Genomic DNA, 15,733 nt, shown 5'->3' on the forward strand with positions numbered 1-15,733 from the left:
ACCTCGTTTGTATGCCCAGTAAGGGTTTTGATTTCTTTACCAGTGGTGGTATCCCACAGTTTCACCGTCTTGTCACCACTGGCAGAAGCTAGCATTTTGCCATCGGGACTGAAGCTGATGCCATTAACCTCGTTTGTATGCCCAGTAAGGGTTTTGATTTCTTTACCAGTGGTGGTATCCCACAGTTTCACCGTCTTGTCACCACTGGCAGAAGCTAGCATCTTGCCATCGGGACTGAAGCTGATGCCATAAACCGAGTTTGCGTGTCCTCCCAAGGTGTTAGGTGCGGCAACATTGTGAACTGTATTTAATAATGCCAGTTTTACCTGGGTGCGGGTATCCGCATCAACCCAGAATTTACCTCGCATTTTGACAGCAGCTTTGACGCTTGATTCGACAGCTTTTCGCCCATCTAAACCCAAAAACCCATCGGAACTTTGGGCAAAGGCATTAATTTGACTGATTTCGGCATTCCCCCAGCCTATACCCGCTAGTCCAGATAAACCCAAAGCTAACACCAAACCCCCTGCCAATCCGTAAAAAGTCAGCCGTTTTCTGCGTTCCCGTTGCTTTTGTTCCCTATCTCGCAATTCCACACTAGCTTGAATAAACTCTTGCTCGGCTGCGCTAGTATCCTCTCGCCGTTGTTTTAGCTTTTCTTCCCCCTCCACCAACGCTGCACCCCGCAACAATGCCCCTTCATCCCGTTGCGTCTGTTCCCATTGATACATTGCGGAGCGCAAACGGTCTTGCCAAGCCCGAAAGCTACGGTCTGCATTCATCCATTGCCGAAGTTCACCCCAATTACGGATTAATGCTTCATGGACAACTTCTACTGTCTCTTGGTTAGCAGAATTTTGACTGGTGACAACTAATCGATTATCCGCCAACTGCTTCACCAATTCCCATCTGGCTTCACCCAATTCGGCTTTCGTCGCTAGTCGTCGCGTATCCTCCGTTCCTTCCCCCGGATGCACTAATTGAATAAAAATTCGCCGCACCTGTTCTTTTTCAGTGGCGCTCAACTTAGCGTAATTCTCATCTGCATGACGAGCTAATGCACCTTTTACCTCACCAATTTCCTCATAAGCTGCATGAGTTAACTGTTTACCCGTTCGTCGTTTCCACAACTCTGTTAATGCAAACTCTAAAAGAGGTAAATTCCCCGGTTCATCTTCCACATCATCCAAAATGCGTTCCACTAGTCCATCTTGAAATGTTACCCCCAACTTTCCAGCAGGCTTTTCAATCACCTGTGAAAGTTCATCACGATTCATCGGTGCCAGCTTGATGTCAGCATTTTGCAACACATCTGCAAGTGGACGATAAGAGAGGAGATTCCCCAAGAAATCCGCCCGCATGGTTCCAACCAGCACACTATTATTGTCAGGGCCAGATTGAAAGCAAGCTAATAAGGTATCTAGGAAACCACGGCGAACTTTCTGATCCGCACACAAAGTATAAAGTTCTTCAAATTGGTCGGCAATCAACAATACCCGATGATTGGGATAATTCCCTTTAATTTTGGAGAAAACATCTTGCAGAGGAACAGAACCATTGGCAAAGTATTCAGCTAACTTACGAGCTTGAAGCATTTGCTCAGTAGCATTTTGATTAGGCTCGTAAAGGGGAACCAGGGACTCAGCCAAAGCTTGGAATGGTTCTGAACCAGGACGGAAGTGGGTAAACTTCCAATAACCTTGTTTTTGTAACTTAGGGACTAATCCCGCCAACACCACCGAAGATTTTCCGCTTCCCGACGCACCCAACACCGGGATAAAATTACGGGTTTGAGTAGCAGCGAACAGTTCTTCTACAAATACCTCACGTCCAAAGAAAAACTCCGTATCATCGGGACTAAAATAAAACAAACCGCGATAAGGGCAAGGGAGAGATTCATCAGCAGCGTCGGTAGAATCAGACGGGACTAATTTTGTTTCTTCTCGATAGTAGTAATTGGTAATAGTGATAGTTGCATTACCAGTCGCAGAGGTAGCAGCGTATTCACTCTCTGTAACACGTTGCTGGATCTCGCCTTGCTTAGACATAACATCTACCCTGATTAATTAAGTTACAGTCTCAGTCCTCTTTCGATGTGCCTTGTTCATTGATGCCACTAATACTTGCATTACCAGAACCAGAAGTAGCGGCATATTTGACATTACTGATATTTTGGGTAATAATCTGCTGTCCACCGGGCTGTTCTTTGACTTGATTAAGTAACTCTTGAGCCGCTTGAATAATTGCTGCATCTTGATCGGCACCAGCTTTGGTAATTTTGTCTTTTAATAAACCTTCAGCTTGCTTAATTTCTTCGGGTTTGGCATCTACCATCGCTTGTCCCAGAACATCACCTTCCAATTTTTTCTTAATCAAAGCCTTCAAACCCTGATAGGCATCCTTCACGGCTGTTCCGGCGGTATCTTTAGCAGCCGCGATCGCACCAGCACCTAAAGCAGCAATAATCAGAGAAATAGGTTCCATAGTTAATTTTCAATAAGTTTACAAGAGCAATTCGATGTATCTAAGAAACATACAGCAAAAATAGGGTGTATTACGCAAATAAAGTACTGCACCCCAAGTTTTGATCAAGTTTTAACTGAATTAACCTGAGTTTGATGAACCTCTCCCCAACCCCTCTCCGCGTTGGAGAGGGGCTGAAACATCCTGAATTACTAATTATGGATGCTCACAAGAACTAACGCAGCTAAAGTCATGGATTTTACAAGATGGCTGTCGCTTGCTTACAATCTTCGGTATAGGCGGCGTTGGGAAAACGACTTTAGCCACTAAATTAGCAATATCAGTTCAAGATCAGTTTGAGTATGTGATTTGGCGATCGCTACAGTACACTCCGCCAGGAAACAGCCTTTTAACTGAATTAGGATCATTTTTATCCAATCAGCAAGAAACTACACCCGACATCGATTTGCTGATCCATTATCTGCGTACTTACCGATGTCTATTAGTTTTAGATAACTTTGAAACAGTCTTAGATGCGGCTTCGATGGCAAAGTATCGCCCTAATTATATGAAAATTGAGTTAACAAAAGTAGAACAAGGGGTACTGCAATCTTAAACTTTTATTTACTCACCCAAGCGATCGCCACAACTCCCACTTTAATTTTTAGTGCGATCGCAGTTGGTTAATAGAAAGTGCGATCGCCGGATTTCTCACGACACCTCTTAAAGCCTGTGCGAGTGCCGGGGAAAAGTAAGAAGTAAGAAGTAAGAAGTTTTTACTCATTACTCATTACTTATTACTCATTACTCATTACTCATTACTTCTCTTCTACTCCATCAAACGCCTTGAGCTTGTGAGAAATGCGGCGATCGCCCCAAGGGTAATAGGCTACTCCTAACTAATAAATAACTATCTGAGGTTGCTCAATCGTGCCATCAGGCATAATCGTATCCCGGAACTTTGCATAAATCAGATTTGTCTTCCAAAGATTTGCCTTACTCAAGTTTGCCTTGGTTAAATTTGCCCATGTCAAATCTGCACCAGTTAAATTAGCCTCAGTCAAATTAGCTTCTAGTAATTTTGCTCCTGCAAGATTTGCTCCTGCGAGATTTGCAAAACTTAAGTTAGCTTCAATCAGCGATGCTTCAATTAATTTGGCTTCACTTAAGTCTGCTTCTCTCAAATCCACATCACACAAAGAAGCACCCCAAAGATTACTAGCTGTAAATTTCACGCGCCATAAAAAAGTTCCGCACAAATTTGCTCCTTTTAAATCAGCATTAGTCAAATTGGCTTCACACAAAGATGCTTCATACAAATTAGCTTCACATAAGCTAGCTTGCATCAGATTTGCGCCACTTAAATTAGCACGAGTCAGAACACAGCCAGACAAATTTGCACCGCGTAAATCCGCTCCGATAAAGTTAATACCACTTAAATCAATTCCTTTCAGGTCGATTCCACTCAAGTCACATCCACTGAAATCTCGACGCTGAAAATATTTATTTGTGATCTGACCTAATATAAATTCCTGTTGTTGGGCATAATTGTTCATGGTATTCACCTCTGGGTGTACATTTATCTCAAAGGTCGAGTGTGATAGTTACCGTATATTGAGAGTACACCCCAAATGGAGATCAGCTCAGTAAATAATCAAAAATAAATAGGTACAAAATCGCCAATCACCTGAAAATACGCTTTTTCAGTGTTTTTTAAAACAAAAAATGCTGACATAAGTCAGGAAATATTCATACAACAGGAGTCATACCAATTCTGTATTAAAATGTATAGAAAAAACCCCACCCCTTGCGACACCTCCCCTGAGTAAGGAGAGGTTGGGAAGGGTCAAAATAATGTGCAGGTTTACAGAGAATTGGTATCAGGAGTCAAACAGTTTTGGTCGTTTTGGTAGTGACTGTCTTGACTTCTGAACTCACTAATTCTGACTCCTGAATTCTGCTGTATGATTCCACTCAGGTAACAATCGTGAAATCAGTCGTTGTCAAGGTGGGAATATTCAGGAGATTGATCAATTCGGCTCCAGTTCCTAAGCCTGCTGCATTGCCATTTTGGTTATAGTAGAGACTGCCACTACTGCGACTGTAAACCAGGAAAGCATTGCTGGTTGCAGCTAAATCATCATCGTCTACAGTAGTAAAATCAGAAACTTGACTCAATCCATTACCGACAATACTACTCAAAGCAGTAAAAGTACTTTTACTGAATACTAACTTATCGCTTCCAGAGGTAAAATCAGTCAGGATATCGCTACCGAAATCACTACTAACAAAAGCTCGTCCGCTACTATACAAAAAGCGATCGCTATCTGCCCCACCAGTAAGAATATCATTTCCAGACCCACCGATTAAAGTATCTGCCCCACTTCCACCTGTTAACACATCATTACCAGTCCCCCCATTCAGGGTATTATTGAGGCTATTGCCAATCAAGCGATCGCTACCATTACCACCAATCACATTTTCAATAACATTATTAGCTGATAGGGTCAATTTCAAGTTACTATTGACCGTCTGGGTGGTAGCGATACCTAAATTGACTCGTGTATCTGTGCTAGTACCACTAAAATTTAAAGAATCATTGCCGCCTGTGGTGGTTTCTTGAATGCGATCGCTACCTAGTGGGGTAGAAGCATTGAATGCATAAGTATCATCCCCCGTACCACCTGTCAATATATTATTGCCACTATTACCCGTCAATATATTATTGCCATTATTGCCAGTGCCATTAATATTGCTGGTTCCAGTCAGAGTTAAATTTTCGACACCAGCAGCTAAGGTTGTTGTGGTACTAGCTTGTAAGGTGTCAGTAATGGTGACAGTTCCACTAGCTTTTTGTAAAGCTGCATTGGTAGGGCTAGAAAGGTTAACACTAAAAGTTTCGTTGGCTTCGTTGAGATTATCATTCAGGATGGGAACAGTAATTGTGGCAGTGGTAGTATTCGCCGCAAAAGTCAAAGTACCACTGCGACTGGTATAGTCTGTGTTAGCAGTGGCAGTACCAGGGGTTGTAGCGTAGTTAACTGTGACTGCTTGACTAGATGCACTGCTGAGGGTGACAGTTAAGATAGCTTGCGGGGTTTGCCCTTCGACAACAGTGATGTCATTGATGGAAAGTGTGGGAAGATTGGCATCATCATTGAGTATGGTTCCCAGCCCTTGATTATCGGCAATGGTGGAATTAGTGGCGTTGCTGAGATTGACGAAGAAGGTTTCGTTCGGTTCAAATATTGTATCCCCAGTAACGGCAACAGTGAGGGTTTTACTGGTATTTCCGGGGTTGAAAGTTAATGTACCAGTGGTGGCGGTGTAATCACTACCTGATGTAGCTGTGCCGTTAGCAGTAGCATAGTTAACTGTGACAGCAGAGGTACTAGCGGCGGAGAGAGTGACAGTAAAGGTGGCGTTGGTTGTACCTGTATTGCCTTCGGTAACGCTAATATCGTTGATGCTGAGGGTTGGTAAGGTGGCTGCTTGTACTTCAAATGCGCCAATATCAACCGTACCGCCAACAACCCGTGCCAAGCCTCGTTCGTCGTAGGGAATGGGTTCTGAAGTGTTGCCATCGCCGTCAAGGTCTTGTGTATCAACAGGAATCAAGTTGTTGTTGCCGGCGTTAATGGCTGGGCTACCAGTCAGGAGGGCATGGGTAAGGGTGAGTCCGCCATTGTTTTGTAAGGGGCCAAGTCCGGGGTTAGGGTTGACAATATCTGTACCAGTGCCTACAGTTCCACTGGCTCCAGCTAGAGTGCCAATTAGGTTATTATTATTGCCATTGAATGTGCCAGAGAGATCGGGGTATAACTGAAGCCTGCCATCAAGAGACAAATTTCCAGCTACAATCGTATTCTTGAGATTTACAGTCCCGGTGCTATTGCTAACTCCACCGGCATAACCCAGAATGCCGGAAAAAGTGTTATTAGTAACGGTACTGTTCAATAGATTAATTATTCCACTGTCGTTACTTACACCACCAGCACCACCCAAAGTCGCACTATTACCACTGACTGTAGTATTGACTAAGGCGGCTGAAGCATTACTAAATTTGTTGCTTATCCCACCGCCTGTATTAGCAGTATTGCCACTCACCGTCGTATTGATTAAGGTAAGTGTTTTAGAATTGTATATACCACCACCAAAAGTAGCACCATTATTATTACTAATTGTGGAGTCAATCACAGTCAATGTGCCAGCGTTATCTATACCACCACCATCAGGAACCGTTCCACTGACGCTATTGTTACTAACTGTACTGCCGTTACGCAAGTGGGCATCGCCGGCGTTATAGATACCACCTCCATTCTCGGCACTATTGTTACTGACGGTCGTATTGTATAAGTCCAAAAAGCCTGTCGAAGCAACTTGAATTCCTCCACCATTTTTACCGGAAATGGCTCCTCCTTTAACTACTAAATTCTGTAAGCTTAATTCTCCTCCAGTCAGGACATCAAAGACGCGATCGCTATTTAATAAACCTGAAGCATCAATAGTTGCTTTTTGTCCACCAACCGCCACAATATAAAGTACATTATTGCGACTTTTAATATCTAAATCTCCGGTGAGGGCATTATCTTCATTAATCCCGTTCGATGTGAGGTTGTAAGTGGCTCCTCCTGTTAACTGGATTTCATAGTCAGTATTGGGGTTTGCATTGGCAATTAAAATCGCATCCCGCAGAGATAGCCCATTAGCACTACTGCCATCATTTTGATCGGCTGTGGTATTGACTGTCAAAATAGTAGGAGCCATTTGAGATTTCCTTGTAGCAAAATTAGCATTTTATATCATGTCTGTTGGATTACTTATTAAACCTGGAGAATCCCACCCCGCCAAAGCTATGCTTTGTTTCCCCTGCCCTTAACAAGGGGTTAGGGGTAGTTGTTTTATGAGTAATTTAGCGGACATGATATTACAACTAATATCATGCCAATTCTAATTATTTATGCGTATTTACAGAGGTTCTCGGCCCCTGTGAGGTACAAGAACCCCACCCCTAAACCCTCCTAGCAAGCGAGGCTATGGTGTACACACAAGTTGGAAAAACTTCATCCACCAAAAATTTGCGGTGCTTTACGCTGGCGTGACAATGCTAAATTATTGCAATCATGGCGAACTCATTTGTTAGTAATCAGTACTGAGTATTTCTCCTTGCTCAACACTGATAGCATCAGCCTATTCTTTTGTTGCTTTCACTACTGCCCTTTTTGATTTACTTGTAGCCAAATTTCTAAACTAGCAAGCAACCACAGCTTTACTCCATAACGACTCCAAGTATCTCCTTGATAGTTTAACCAATTACGAATTGGCAACTGGTTTAAGTAAGGAGTGATAGCTGCATTCCGATTGAGTAATAAATCTCTGGCTTCTTGCTGCCAATATTTGCGAAATCCTAATTGCACCGGTACCATCATGCCACTTTTGGGACGATGAATAATTGTTTCTGGTAAAATATCTGCGATTGTCGATCGCGCAGCATCTCCTAGAGAAGATGTACCATAGGTAATCGCCTGCTTTAAAACTGCTTTTTCTTCTACACCAGAAAGCTTATACTTTGGAGGTATCTCCATACTTAAATCTACTATTCGCTGGTCAAACAAGGGAGAACGACCTTGCAAACGAGCAGCTTGAGTCAAGTTACTGACTTTCGTCAGAATTTGGTCAGCGCCCTTAAATTTGATGTTCATTGCCATCAAACGATTAAGATAGTTAGCTTGAGAATATAAGTCTTCTTCAAAAACCCAAGGTGCTGTTTGTATTGCTTGCCAAACTTCTGGTTTTAAAAGTTGCGGTAAGTCAACAGCGCACTTTTGAAAGGAAATTAAATAAGCTTGCAATGCATCTTGATTGGTGACAGAACCATATAAACTATTGATTAACATTGGCTGATTTTTTGGCCCACCAAAACAAGGGTCGCCACCTTCACCATTTAAAACTACTTCTACGCTTTCTCTTGCAAGTCGTCCCAGTAAAAGGTTGGGAACAGTCAGGGGGTCGCCAATGGGGTCATCTAAATAGGCCATTGTTTCTGGTAAGCGCTCCCACATATCCTTAAAAGTAATTTCTAAAATGTGGTGCTGCGTCTGACAATGAGATGCAACAAGATTGGAAAATTCTAACTCATTGGGACATTCCGCACCAAAATGAATCGAGAAGGTGTGAACTGGTGCTTTGTGAAATTTTGCTACTAAAGCAGTGATACTGCTAGAATCCAAACCACCAGAAAGGAAAACACCAACGGGTTCATTTGCCGATGGTAAATATTCTTGAACAACTTGGTCTAGAAGTTCTCGCAAGCGATCGCCATGCCATGCTAAAGGCTTATCTATTGCTATAATTTTTTCTTGAAGCTGCCAATAAGCTTCAACTTTCTGGTCGGGAAATTCTAAAACGGTTCCAGGTCGCAGTTCTCGCACCTGTTCCCAAAGGGTTCGTTCTCCGGGAACAAAGGCACAACAAAGATAATCTCGCAACGCTACCAAATCTAAATCAGATGAACGGTGGGGTGATAAAGTTCTTAGTTGAGGTGCAATCCAACGAACCGAACCAGTGGTAGTGTAATACAGGGTACGAACACCGATGCGATCGCGAACCAACTTTAACACCTGTTTGTCTCTATCCCAAATCACCAGCGCAAACATCCCCACAAGTTGCCTAAGACTTTCATTGCCCCATCGTTCCCAAAGATTAGCAACCAGTTGCAGATAATTTCCTTGAAAGCTATCCGGTTCAATTCCCAAATTTTGCAGCAATTGCACTTGGTTAGTTAACCAAATATCACCAACAACAACAAATCGTCCTCCAGAACTGATTGCTAATTTCTCCGTCGGAAATTCAGAATTTGTACGTGATATAATTACAGAAATTTTCTCATCTCGCCAAGCTATATCCTCATAATTTGCATCAACTGTTCCCCATGCTACGCGCCAGCTTGGGTTAGTCTTGATGAATTGGATTTTAGGAGATTTATATTTTTTAAACGCATCAAATAGCATGAGAAATTTCTAACGCATAATCAGTAATTTTAAAGCATTAATGGATTTTTGAGCGATCGCTCTTTGTAAGGTAAGATTGATGCGATCGCTAAACTTTATCTTCAGGATAAACGGAGATATCTTTACAAATTATCTCATCTATATTTGTATTAATTAAATTCTCGATAGTTACAAAGTCATTTTTAATAAAGTGTCGCCAACAATCCTGCACTTTATTCATTAATTCCTCAATATCAGCATCTTCATAATCTTTATAACTGAGAACAGATTTTGTGTAAATAGTTGTAAATTTTGGTGTTAAAGTTTTCTTCTTAAAAAGATGTATATTCTTCTGGGATATATCATGTATTTTTTCGCGGATGAATTTATCCTTATTCTCATAAATTAGCATTTTTACTATTAAGCGTTGAGGAGAATTTTCAAATTGGAAACTCAAGGGTAAATTATTCTCTTCCCATTTTTTAGGGATGATGCCTATGTATCCCTTACTCCAAAAATGTACAGATATTTTTTGAGAGTCAATCTCTCGAATTAGTAATTCGTGAATTCTTGTAGCAATTTCTGATTGTAAGTCTGGACGATGCTCAAAAATTAAATCTAGGGCTTGTTTATGCTTAGTGTATATTTTACGGCAAAGTTCAGCGACTTCTGAATCACTCACAATATGTCTCCTAATTAATGTAGAATAATGAGTCATCAAAGTGTAAACATCTGTACCAACTGTAGATTTATAACTTATGCAAATGCTATCGATTATCTCAGCTATTTTAGAATAGTTATATATTCTCCAATTTTTCTTAGAAGGTGGATTGCCTTCTGGTGTTAAATAAATTAAAATTGCTTGACAATCTTTAAATTCTTGCTCAACAGTATTTTGATATTTTATTAATTGATCCATACCTTCTTCAGCGTCAATTTTATTTTCTATGGCACATACTAGTTTATTGCGCGGAGAATGTATGAGAATATCAATGTTTTGCCACTCGCGTCTAACATCTGCATCTGTGAAATCAGCTATATCTATATCAACGGGACTAACTTTTGTATATTTTTCGTCTGTAGGCTCATACTCTTCTAACAGTACTAGCTTAAGAAATCGCTTGAGAAAAATATCATCAAGTCTATGGTTTTCAGATGGATTTAACAGAAATGCTAAAAAATTTGAATGACGTAATTCTTGACGAACTACACCAATCGCTTCAAAAATATTAAATTGAGCGAGTTTTAATTCCAGTTTTTCTAAGTCTTCATTATCAACAATCAAACTTTCCAGCAATGCTCGTTCTGTGGGGGGCATTGTCATTACTACTGAATTTTTTACTGGTACGACAGCTGTATTATTCCCAGAAATGCAGCAAAAGTTACTCTTGTAGATTAAGAAATAGACACTCTAATTGGAAAAGTAAAATTAAACTTGCTACGCAGTCGCTCATGAGGTAAATCCCCAGGCACTCACAGACTCGCTAACGCCAAAGGATATCAGCAAAATCTAAAATCCAAATAGGAATAAGAATTAAATAACATACAATTTATTTCCCTAATTTACCTCACCCTCAATCCCTCTCCGATATATTGGAGAAGGAAGCTAGAGACAGGATGAAGTTTTGCATTTTATTTAATCTACGTTCCTTAGTTAGCTTTCAAGAGCGATCGCAGCAATTTTTTAGGGTGGGCATTGCTTACCTTTTGCTTGAATCCTTATTTTTAGGTTATGGCTAGTACCCACCCTACGGAGCAGCGACTAATCTAGCGCTCTATTTACGTACTAGGTTCAGGAGTTCTTTCGGAGAAGCCAGCAAGTCAATCGCGACAAAGAAGATTTTGCCTTGGGGGTCTAGCAAAAACCGCCATGCAATATTCATTCCCACGCTAGCACCGAACCAAGGGGTTTGGACTTTGCCTGTAACTTTAATTTGGGTATAGCCATCTTCCACAGGCTCAGATACACCGCGCTCTGGGATCATCTTTAATCCCTGGCATTCTTCACGCATATAGGCGCGGATTGCGTCTTGACCAACAATCGGTCTTTCAAAGGGAGGTTGCAAGGCACCTTCAGAACGAAACAGAGAAACCGCAGCATCAAAGTCATTGGCATTCATGTTGTTGATATAGCCCAACACCGTAGTATTGTCGATGCTCTCGATGGTGACTTTAGTCCGAAACGCTGGTGCAGTCGGAGGAGACACTGGCTCTGAGACTTTTTTGTAACTACCAGGAGCGTTCGGGTCAAATCCCATGCTAATTACGGTATTGCGTAGGATTGTGATTTGTTGACCGGAATCTGCACTACGAATGGCTTGCAACACATCAGCAGCTTTGGGAGAAAGCTTGTAACCTTCTGGGATTGGAGCAACGATTCCCTGAGCCATCCATTCACCTAACTGATACCAGAAGCCCAATTTAATGTTTACGGTGAAGGACGCATAAGAACGACAGAGAGGAGTGTCAGCACGGTTAGCTAAATCGTACATGACTTGTGTTTGAGCCTCAAAAGGCATCTGCTTAATTTGTTCGAGTAAGCCTTGTGCGAGGATCATATTAGCTGCTCCTGGAGCAGCAACCGTAATACTTCTACCCATCTCGGTATAGGCAAACCAGAGTAGTGCTAGTTGATCTTCAGCATTGAGCTTAGAGAATGATTCAACAACGGTTGGAACAACGTCAGCAACTAGGGTGCCGGGAAAAATACTTTGAGCCGACTGGATGGTAAAAGACATAGCAGAAATTCCCAAAAGAAAATTACAGTTCTACCGAATGTGAAAAGATAAGGCGTTTAGCTGTTAATCAAGGCACTCAGCAGTCTTTGCATCACTGAACAGCCCATTGTAGACATAGCTCTACTAAAGGCATAGCGATGTTGTTGCCGTTGAGTTTAGATACTCGGCAAATCACATTGCAGGCTCAACTGCATAGTTAGAAAGCCTTGATTAACAGTGGTTTAACGCATTGACATTGCTTTTGTATCTTTATGTAAAGAAACATAACAATTCCGTTACAAATAAGCAATACTTTCTCAGCTATATATTAATAACTTCTATTTATAAATTTGATAAGTTTTGCTGAAGTTAAATTAAGCGTAATTGGTGCTTTTATGTGTATTCACTTGCAAAAGCGATCGCTTCTCGTACAAATCTGAAATACCGTACTTACTTTGTACGGCTATCACTACTTTTGTTACCAAGTCAAGTGGTTGCAAAAAATATTTACAATCATTAACATTAGTTCATATAACGACACAAACAAAGAATAAAAGATGACAAGTAAAGGTTTTACCATTAACGAACGAGGTCAACTTAACAGATTTGCGATCAAACCTAAAGTTTATGTTGATGAAACCCCACGAGTAGGCTTTACCAAATATGCCGAAAAATTCAATGGTCGTTTGGCAATGATTGGCTTTGTCTCACTCATCGCTTTAGAAGTTCTCACCGGACACGGTTTGATTGGATGGCTAACCAGCCTTTAGAGAAGACATTTTGAGATTTATGAATTTTCTTCACTTGACGAATAAACCAATTTAGAGGCAAACTTATGAAAACTGATTTTGATTATCCCAATAAAGATTTGATTGGGGCCGTCGTTTTTAGACCTGATTTCAACAACTTTGAGACTATCAATGCAAATCAGGCCTGGTCATTGTTTTTTACAGTCGGTCAAGACGACAAGGGACTAGGACAAGAAATTGAGTTCGGTAGATTTTTCACTAACCTTTTAATTGCCGTTGGAGTAACTGGAATTATTTGGGCGACATACTTCAGCCAATTGGGATGAACCAGTTTGTTCATTACTAGCGTGTTGTAAATTTAACGGAGGTCTTGGATTTGGATACCAGGACTTCTTTGCACTTTTTAATATCTCTAAAAAACTCTGTTTAGCCTTGGAAAAACTTCGATGTTAATTGGATTTATAAAGCTTCCCAATTTGTCACGGTATTGTGGATACGTGGGCTTAGAAGTAGCACAAATTGTTTCCAAACATCTTGCAGTTCAAAGTAAAACCTATGTAATTCAAAATAGAAGATTATTGATATATCAACTTTTAAAGTCTGGACTGGATTCTCATACAGCAGATCGAACCGTTACTGTACTTATATCAAGTCCAGTTTTGCAATTAAACAACAAAAACCAGTGTGCAATTAATTGTATGCGAAATTGACTATACCAATCCTGAATTATGGTGAGAAACAAGATCCCCGAATTCTTTGAGAAGTCGGGGATCTGCTTGTATATACTAGTACAACACGGCAGAAATAAACCACCCATTCCAAATCAATGAAACGCTTAGGTTGTAAGCTGTTTCACATTCAACTTGCATAATTAGGGCGCTCATGTGGCTCATTGGTGTCAACTTAACGCGAAACCGCTTGTCCGCCGGGAATTGAAATTCCCGTCTCATAGCCAAAGTCATCTGAAGATGACTAAAATATAGCCAAAAATCTCCAGTCTACTTCAGTAGACTTGAGCTAAAAGCCAAAAAAATTTATTTCCGGGCGGGCATGGAAGCCAACAGATAAGCTATTTCCAGCTTAAGTTGACACCAATGGCAAGATGCCCACTCCACAAGAGTGATATGAATTTTGGATATGCAAACTAGATGTGGTTTAGCTTATTCATTTTTAATTTTTAATTCCGCCTTGCGGTACTAGTCCCCAGTTCAACGCAAAGAACGAATCGCCTCTAATAAACCTCTAGCTTTATTTAGCGTCTCTTCATATTCTTTCTCTGGCTCAGAGTCAGCTACCAAACCCGCTCCAGCTTGTACGCTTACCGTATTATCATGCACCACCATTGTGCGAATTGCGATCGCAGTATTTAATTGTCCTTCAAAATCGTAATATCCATATACACCGGAATAAACGCCCCGGCGACTAGACTCTAATTCGTGAATAATTTCCATCGCCCTAATCTTAGGTGCGCCGCTTACCGTACCTGCTGGGAAGGAAGCTTTTAGTAAATCCCATGCTGTTTTACCATCTGCTAATTTACCCACAACATTGCTGACAATGTGCATCACATGGGAGTAGCGCTCAACTACCATTAATTCATCGACTTTGACGCTACCACTTTGACAAACACGCCCCAAATCATTCCGCCCTAAATCCACAAGCATGACGTGTTCAGCAACTTCCTTGGGGTCTTGAAGTAAATCCTCAGCGAAGGCTGCATCTTCCTTCGTGGTTTTACCCCGTGGACGTGTGCCGGCAATTGGCCGTACCGTTGCTATAACTCCACCATCTGAATCTATTTCGGCTTTCACCATCACTTCGGGACTGGAACCGATGATTTGCCAATCTTGGAAGTTAAAGTAAGCCATGTAAGGCGAAGGATTTATCTGGCGTAGGGAACGGTAAAGGGCAAAGGGGTCGCCAGTGTATGTTGTTGATAGTCGCTGAGAAATTACTACTTGAAAAATATCGCCTGCTTGAATATGGTCTTTGGCCTTTTGGACGCTGGCACAAAAATCAGGGCGGGTAAAGTTACTCTTATACTCCTCTGCCCCTCTGCTCCCCTGCTCCTCTGCCCCTCTGCTCCCTGGCGGTTTCCATTCTAATTTAGTTTTTTCCGGTGATAGAGGTAAAGATAGCTTTTCGAGCATTTGGGTGACGCGATCGCCTGCTTGTTGATATGCTGCCTGTAAATCTACATTCGGGTCACGTAAATCAGCATAAGCGATCGCCCAAATTTTCCGCTTCACCTGGTCAAAAATCAATAGGTGGTCTACCTGCATCCACAATCCATCAGGGATATTTCGATCATCTGGTGGATAAATAGGCACACGCGACTCAATCCAGTTAATCAATTCATAGCCCCAAAACCCAAACAAACCGCCAATTCCTGGCGGCAACTGCGGTAATTTTACGGGGTGATAAGGTGCTAAACATTCAGCTAAAGCTGTAAAAGGGTCGCCTGCAAAAACCACCTGCGAACCGTCGCGGTTTTTCTGGGTGGTGCGATCGCCCCTGGCTTCCAAAACCCACACCGGATCGCAACCCACTAAACTATAGCGTCCCAGCTTTTCTCCGCCTTCTATGGATTCCAACAAAAAGCTATAAGGCTGACCTGCACAGACTTTATACCAAGCAGATACGGGCGTATCTAAATCCGCTACCCATTCTTGATATACCGGGACGAAGTTGCCTTGTAGAGCTAGCTGAGAAAATTCGGAGAAATCGGGGAATACCATAAATTGCTAGGGGATTGGGGATTGGGGATGGGGCATGGGGCATAGGGCACAAGAGGCAGAGGGGATGGGGGGCAGAG

At 41.7% G+C, this 15,733-nt stretch carries 12 protein-coding genes; 3 read left to right on the forward strand and 9 right to left on the reverse strand.

Annotated features, from left to right (window positions below; all coding sequences use genetic code 11):
* Both V7L31_RS10285 and V7L31_RS10290 read right to left on the reverse strand, forming a co-directional pair.
* Positions 1-2,048, reverse strand: a 2,048-nt coding sequence (locus tag V7L31_RS10285) for a WD40 repeat domain-containing protein (RefSeq protein ID WP_334696126.1), incomplete at its 3' end; no start/stop codon positions are given.
* A 31-nt stretch (positions 2,049-2,079) separates the two neighbouring features.
* Positions 2,080-2,484 carry a hypothetical protein gene (locus V7L31_RS10290; RefSeq protein ID WP_334696127.1) on the reverse strand — a complete coding sequence of 135 codons (405 nt, stop codon included), beginning with the start codon at positions 2,482-2,484 and terminating at the stop codon, positions 2,080-2,082.
* Positions 2,485-2,671: 187 nt separating this feature from the next.
* Here V7L31_RS10290 and V7L31_RS10295 point away from each other — a divergent pair, with 187 nt between their 5' ends.
* On the forward strand, positions 2,672-3,079 hold the full coding sequence (locus V7L31_RS10295) for an NB-ARC domain-containing protein (protein WP_334696177.1): 408 nt from the start codon (positions 2,672-2,674) through the stop codon (positions 3,077-3,079).
* Between the two features lie 283 nt (positions 3,080-3,362).
* On the opposite strand, the gene V7L31_RS10300 is transcribed toward V7L31_RS10295, so the two are convergent.
* From V7L31_RS10300 to V7L31_RS10320, 5 genes are all read right to left on the reverse strand, one after another.
* Positions 3,363-4,019: a pentapeptide repeat-containing protein gene (locus V7L31_RS10300; RefSeq protein ID WP_334696128.1), complete on the reverse strand. Its 657-nt coding sequence runs from the start codon at positions 4,017-4,019 to the stop codon at positions 3,363-3,365.
* A 418-nt stretch (positions 4,020-4,437) separates the two neighbouring features.
* Positions 4,438-7,230, reverse strand: coding sequence for a beta strand repeat-containing protein (locus V7L31_RS10305; RefSeq protein WP_334696129.1), 2,793 nt, complete (start codon positions 7,228-7,230; stop codon positions 4,438-4,440).
* Between the two features lie 443 nt (positions 7,231-7,673).
* Positions 7,674-9,473: an asparagine synthetase B family protein gene (locus tag V7L31_RS10310; protein WP_334696130.1), complete on the reverse strand. Its 1,800-nt coding sequence runs from the start codon at positions 9,471-9,473 to the stop codon at positions 7,674-7,676.
* Between the two features lie 88 nt (positions 9,474-9,561).
* Complete coding sequence (locus V7L31_RS10315; protein WP_334696131.1) at positions 9,562-10,770, reverse strand: PDDEXK-like family protein; 1,209 nt, start codon at positions 10,768-10,770, stop codon at positions 9,562-9,564.
* A 457-nt stretch (positions 10,771-11,227) separates the two neighbouring features.
* A complete protein-coding gene (locus V7L31_RS10320) occupies positions 11,228-12,190 on the reverse strand; it encodes an orange carotenoid protein N-terminal domain-containing protein (RefSeq protein ID WP_334696132.1) in 963 nt (320 codons plus the stop codon).
* A 536-nt stretch (positions 12,191-12,726) separates the two neighbouring features.
* On the opposite strand from V7L31_RS10320, the gene V7L31_RS10325 reads away from it, so the two are divergent.
* Entirely contained in the window at positions 12,727-12,939 is a 213-nt protein-coding gene (locus V7L31_RS10325; protein ID WP_334696133.1) for a high light inducible protein, read from the forward strand.
* Between the two features lie 65 nt (positions 12,940-13,004).
* Complete coding sequence (locus tag V7L31_RS10330; RefSeq protein WP_334696134.1) at positions 13,005-13,244, forward strand: hypothetical protein; 240 nt, start codon at positions 13,005-13,007, stop codon at positions 13,242-13,244.
* Positions 13,245-13,703: 459 nt separating this feature from the next.
* Here the strand turns inward: V7L31_RS10330 and V7L31_RS10335 are convergent, their stop codons facing one another.
* Both V7L31_RS10335 and trpE read right to left on the reverse strand, forming a co-directional pair.
* Positions 13,704-13,880: a hypothetical protein gene (locus tag V7L31_RS10335; RefSeq protein WP_334696135.1), complete on the reverse strand. Its 177-nt coding sequence runs from the start codon at positions 13,878-13,880 to the stop codon at positions 13,704-13,706.
* A 246-nt stretch (positions 13,881-14,126) separates the two neighbouring features.
* Positions 14,127-15,656 (reverse strand): anthranilate synthase component I, encoded by a 1,530-nt coding sequence (gene trpE / locus V7L31_RS10340; RefSeq protein ID WP_334696136.1) that lies wholly within the window; start codon positions 15,654-15,656, stop codon positions 14,127-14,129.
* Positions 15,657-15,733: the final 77 nt, after the last annotated feature.

It is taken from the genome of Nostoc sp. (assembly GCF_036916655.1).
Taxonomy (GTDB): Bacteria; Cyanobacteriota; Cyanobacteriia; order Cyanobacteriales; family Nostocaceae; genus Nostoc.

What these genes read in the sequence shown, in the direction of transcription:
- V7L31_RS10290 (WP_334696127.1), bottom strand. Translation starts at nt 2,484, where the DNA reads ATGGAACCTATTTCTCTGATTATTGCTGCTTTAGGTGCTGGTGCGATC.
- V7L31_RS10300 (WP_334696128.1), bottom strand. Translation starts at nt 4,019, where the DNA reads ATGAACAATTATGCCCAACAACAGGAATTTATATTAGGTCAGATCACA.
- V7L31_RS10305 (WP_334696129.1), bottom strand. Translation starts at nt 7,230, where the DNA reads ATGGCTCCTACTATTTTGACAGTCAATACCACAGCCGATCAAAATGAT.
- V7L31_RS10310 (WP_334696130.1), bottom strand. Translation starts at nt 9,473, where the DNA reads ATGCTATTTGATGCGTTTAAAAAATATAAATCTCCTAAAATCCAATTC.
- V7L31_RS10315 (WP_334696131.1), bottom strand. Translation starts at nt 10,770, where the DNA reads ATGCCCCCCACAGAACGAGCATTGCTGGAAAGTTTGATTGTTGATAAT.
- V7L31_RS10320 (WP_334696132.1), bottom strand. Translation starts at nt 12,190, where the DNA reads ATGTCTTTTACCATCCAGTCGGCTCAAAGTATTTTTCCCGGCACCCTA.
- V7L31_RS10325 (WP_334696133.1), top strand. Translation starts at nt 12,727, where the DNA reads ATGACAAGTAAAGGTTTTACCATTAACGAACGAGGTCAACTTAACAGA.
- V7L31_RS10330 (WP_334696134.1), top strand. Translation starts at nt 13,005, where the DNA reads ATGAAAACTGATTTTGATTATCCCAATAAAGATTTGATTGGGGCCGTC.
- V7L31_RS10335 (WP_334696135.1), bottom strand. Translation starts at nt 13,880, where the DNA reads ATGACTTTGGCTATGAGACGGGAATTTCAATTCCCGGCGGACAAGCGG.
- trpE (WP_334696136.1), bottom strand. Translation starts at nt 15,656, where the DNA reads ATGGTATTCCCCGATTTCTCCGAATTTTCTCAGCTAGCTCTACAAGGC.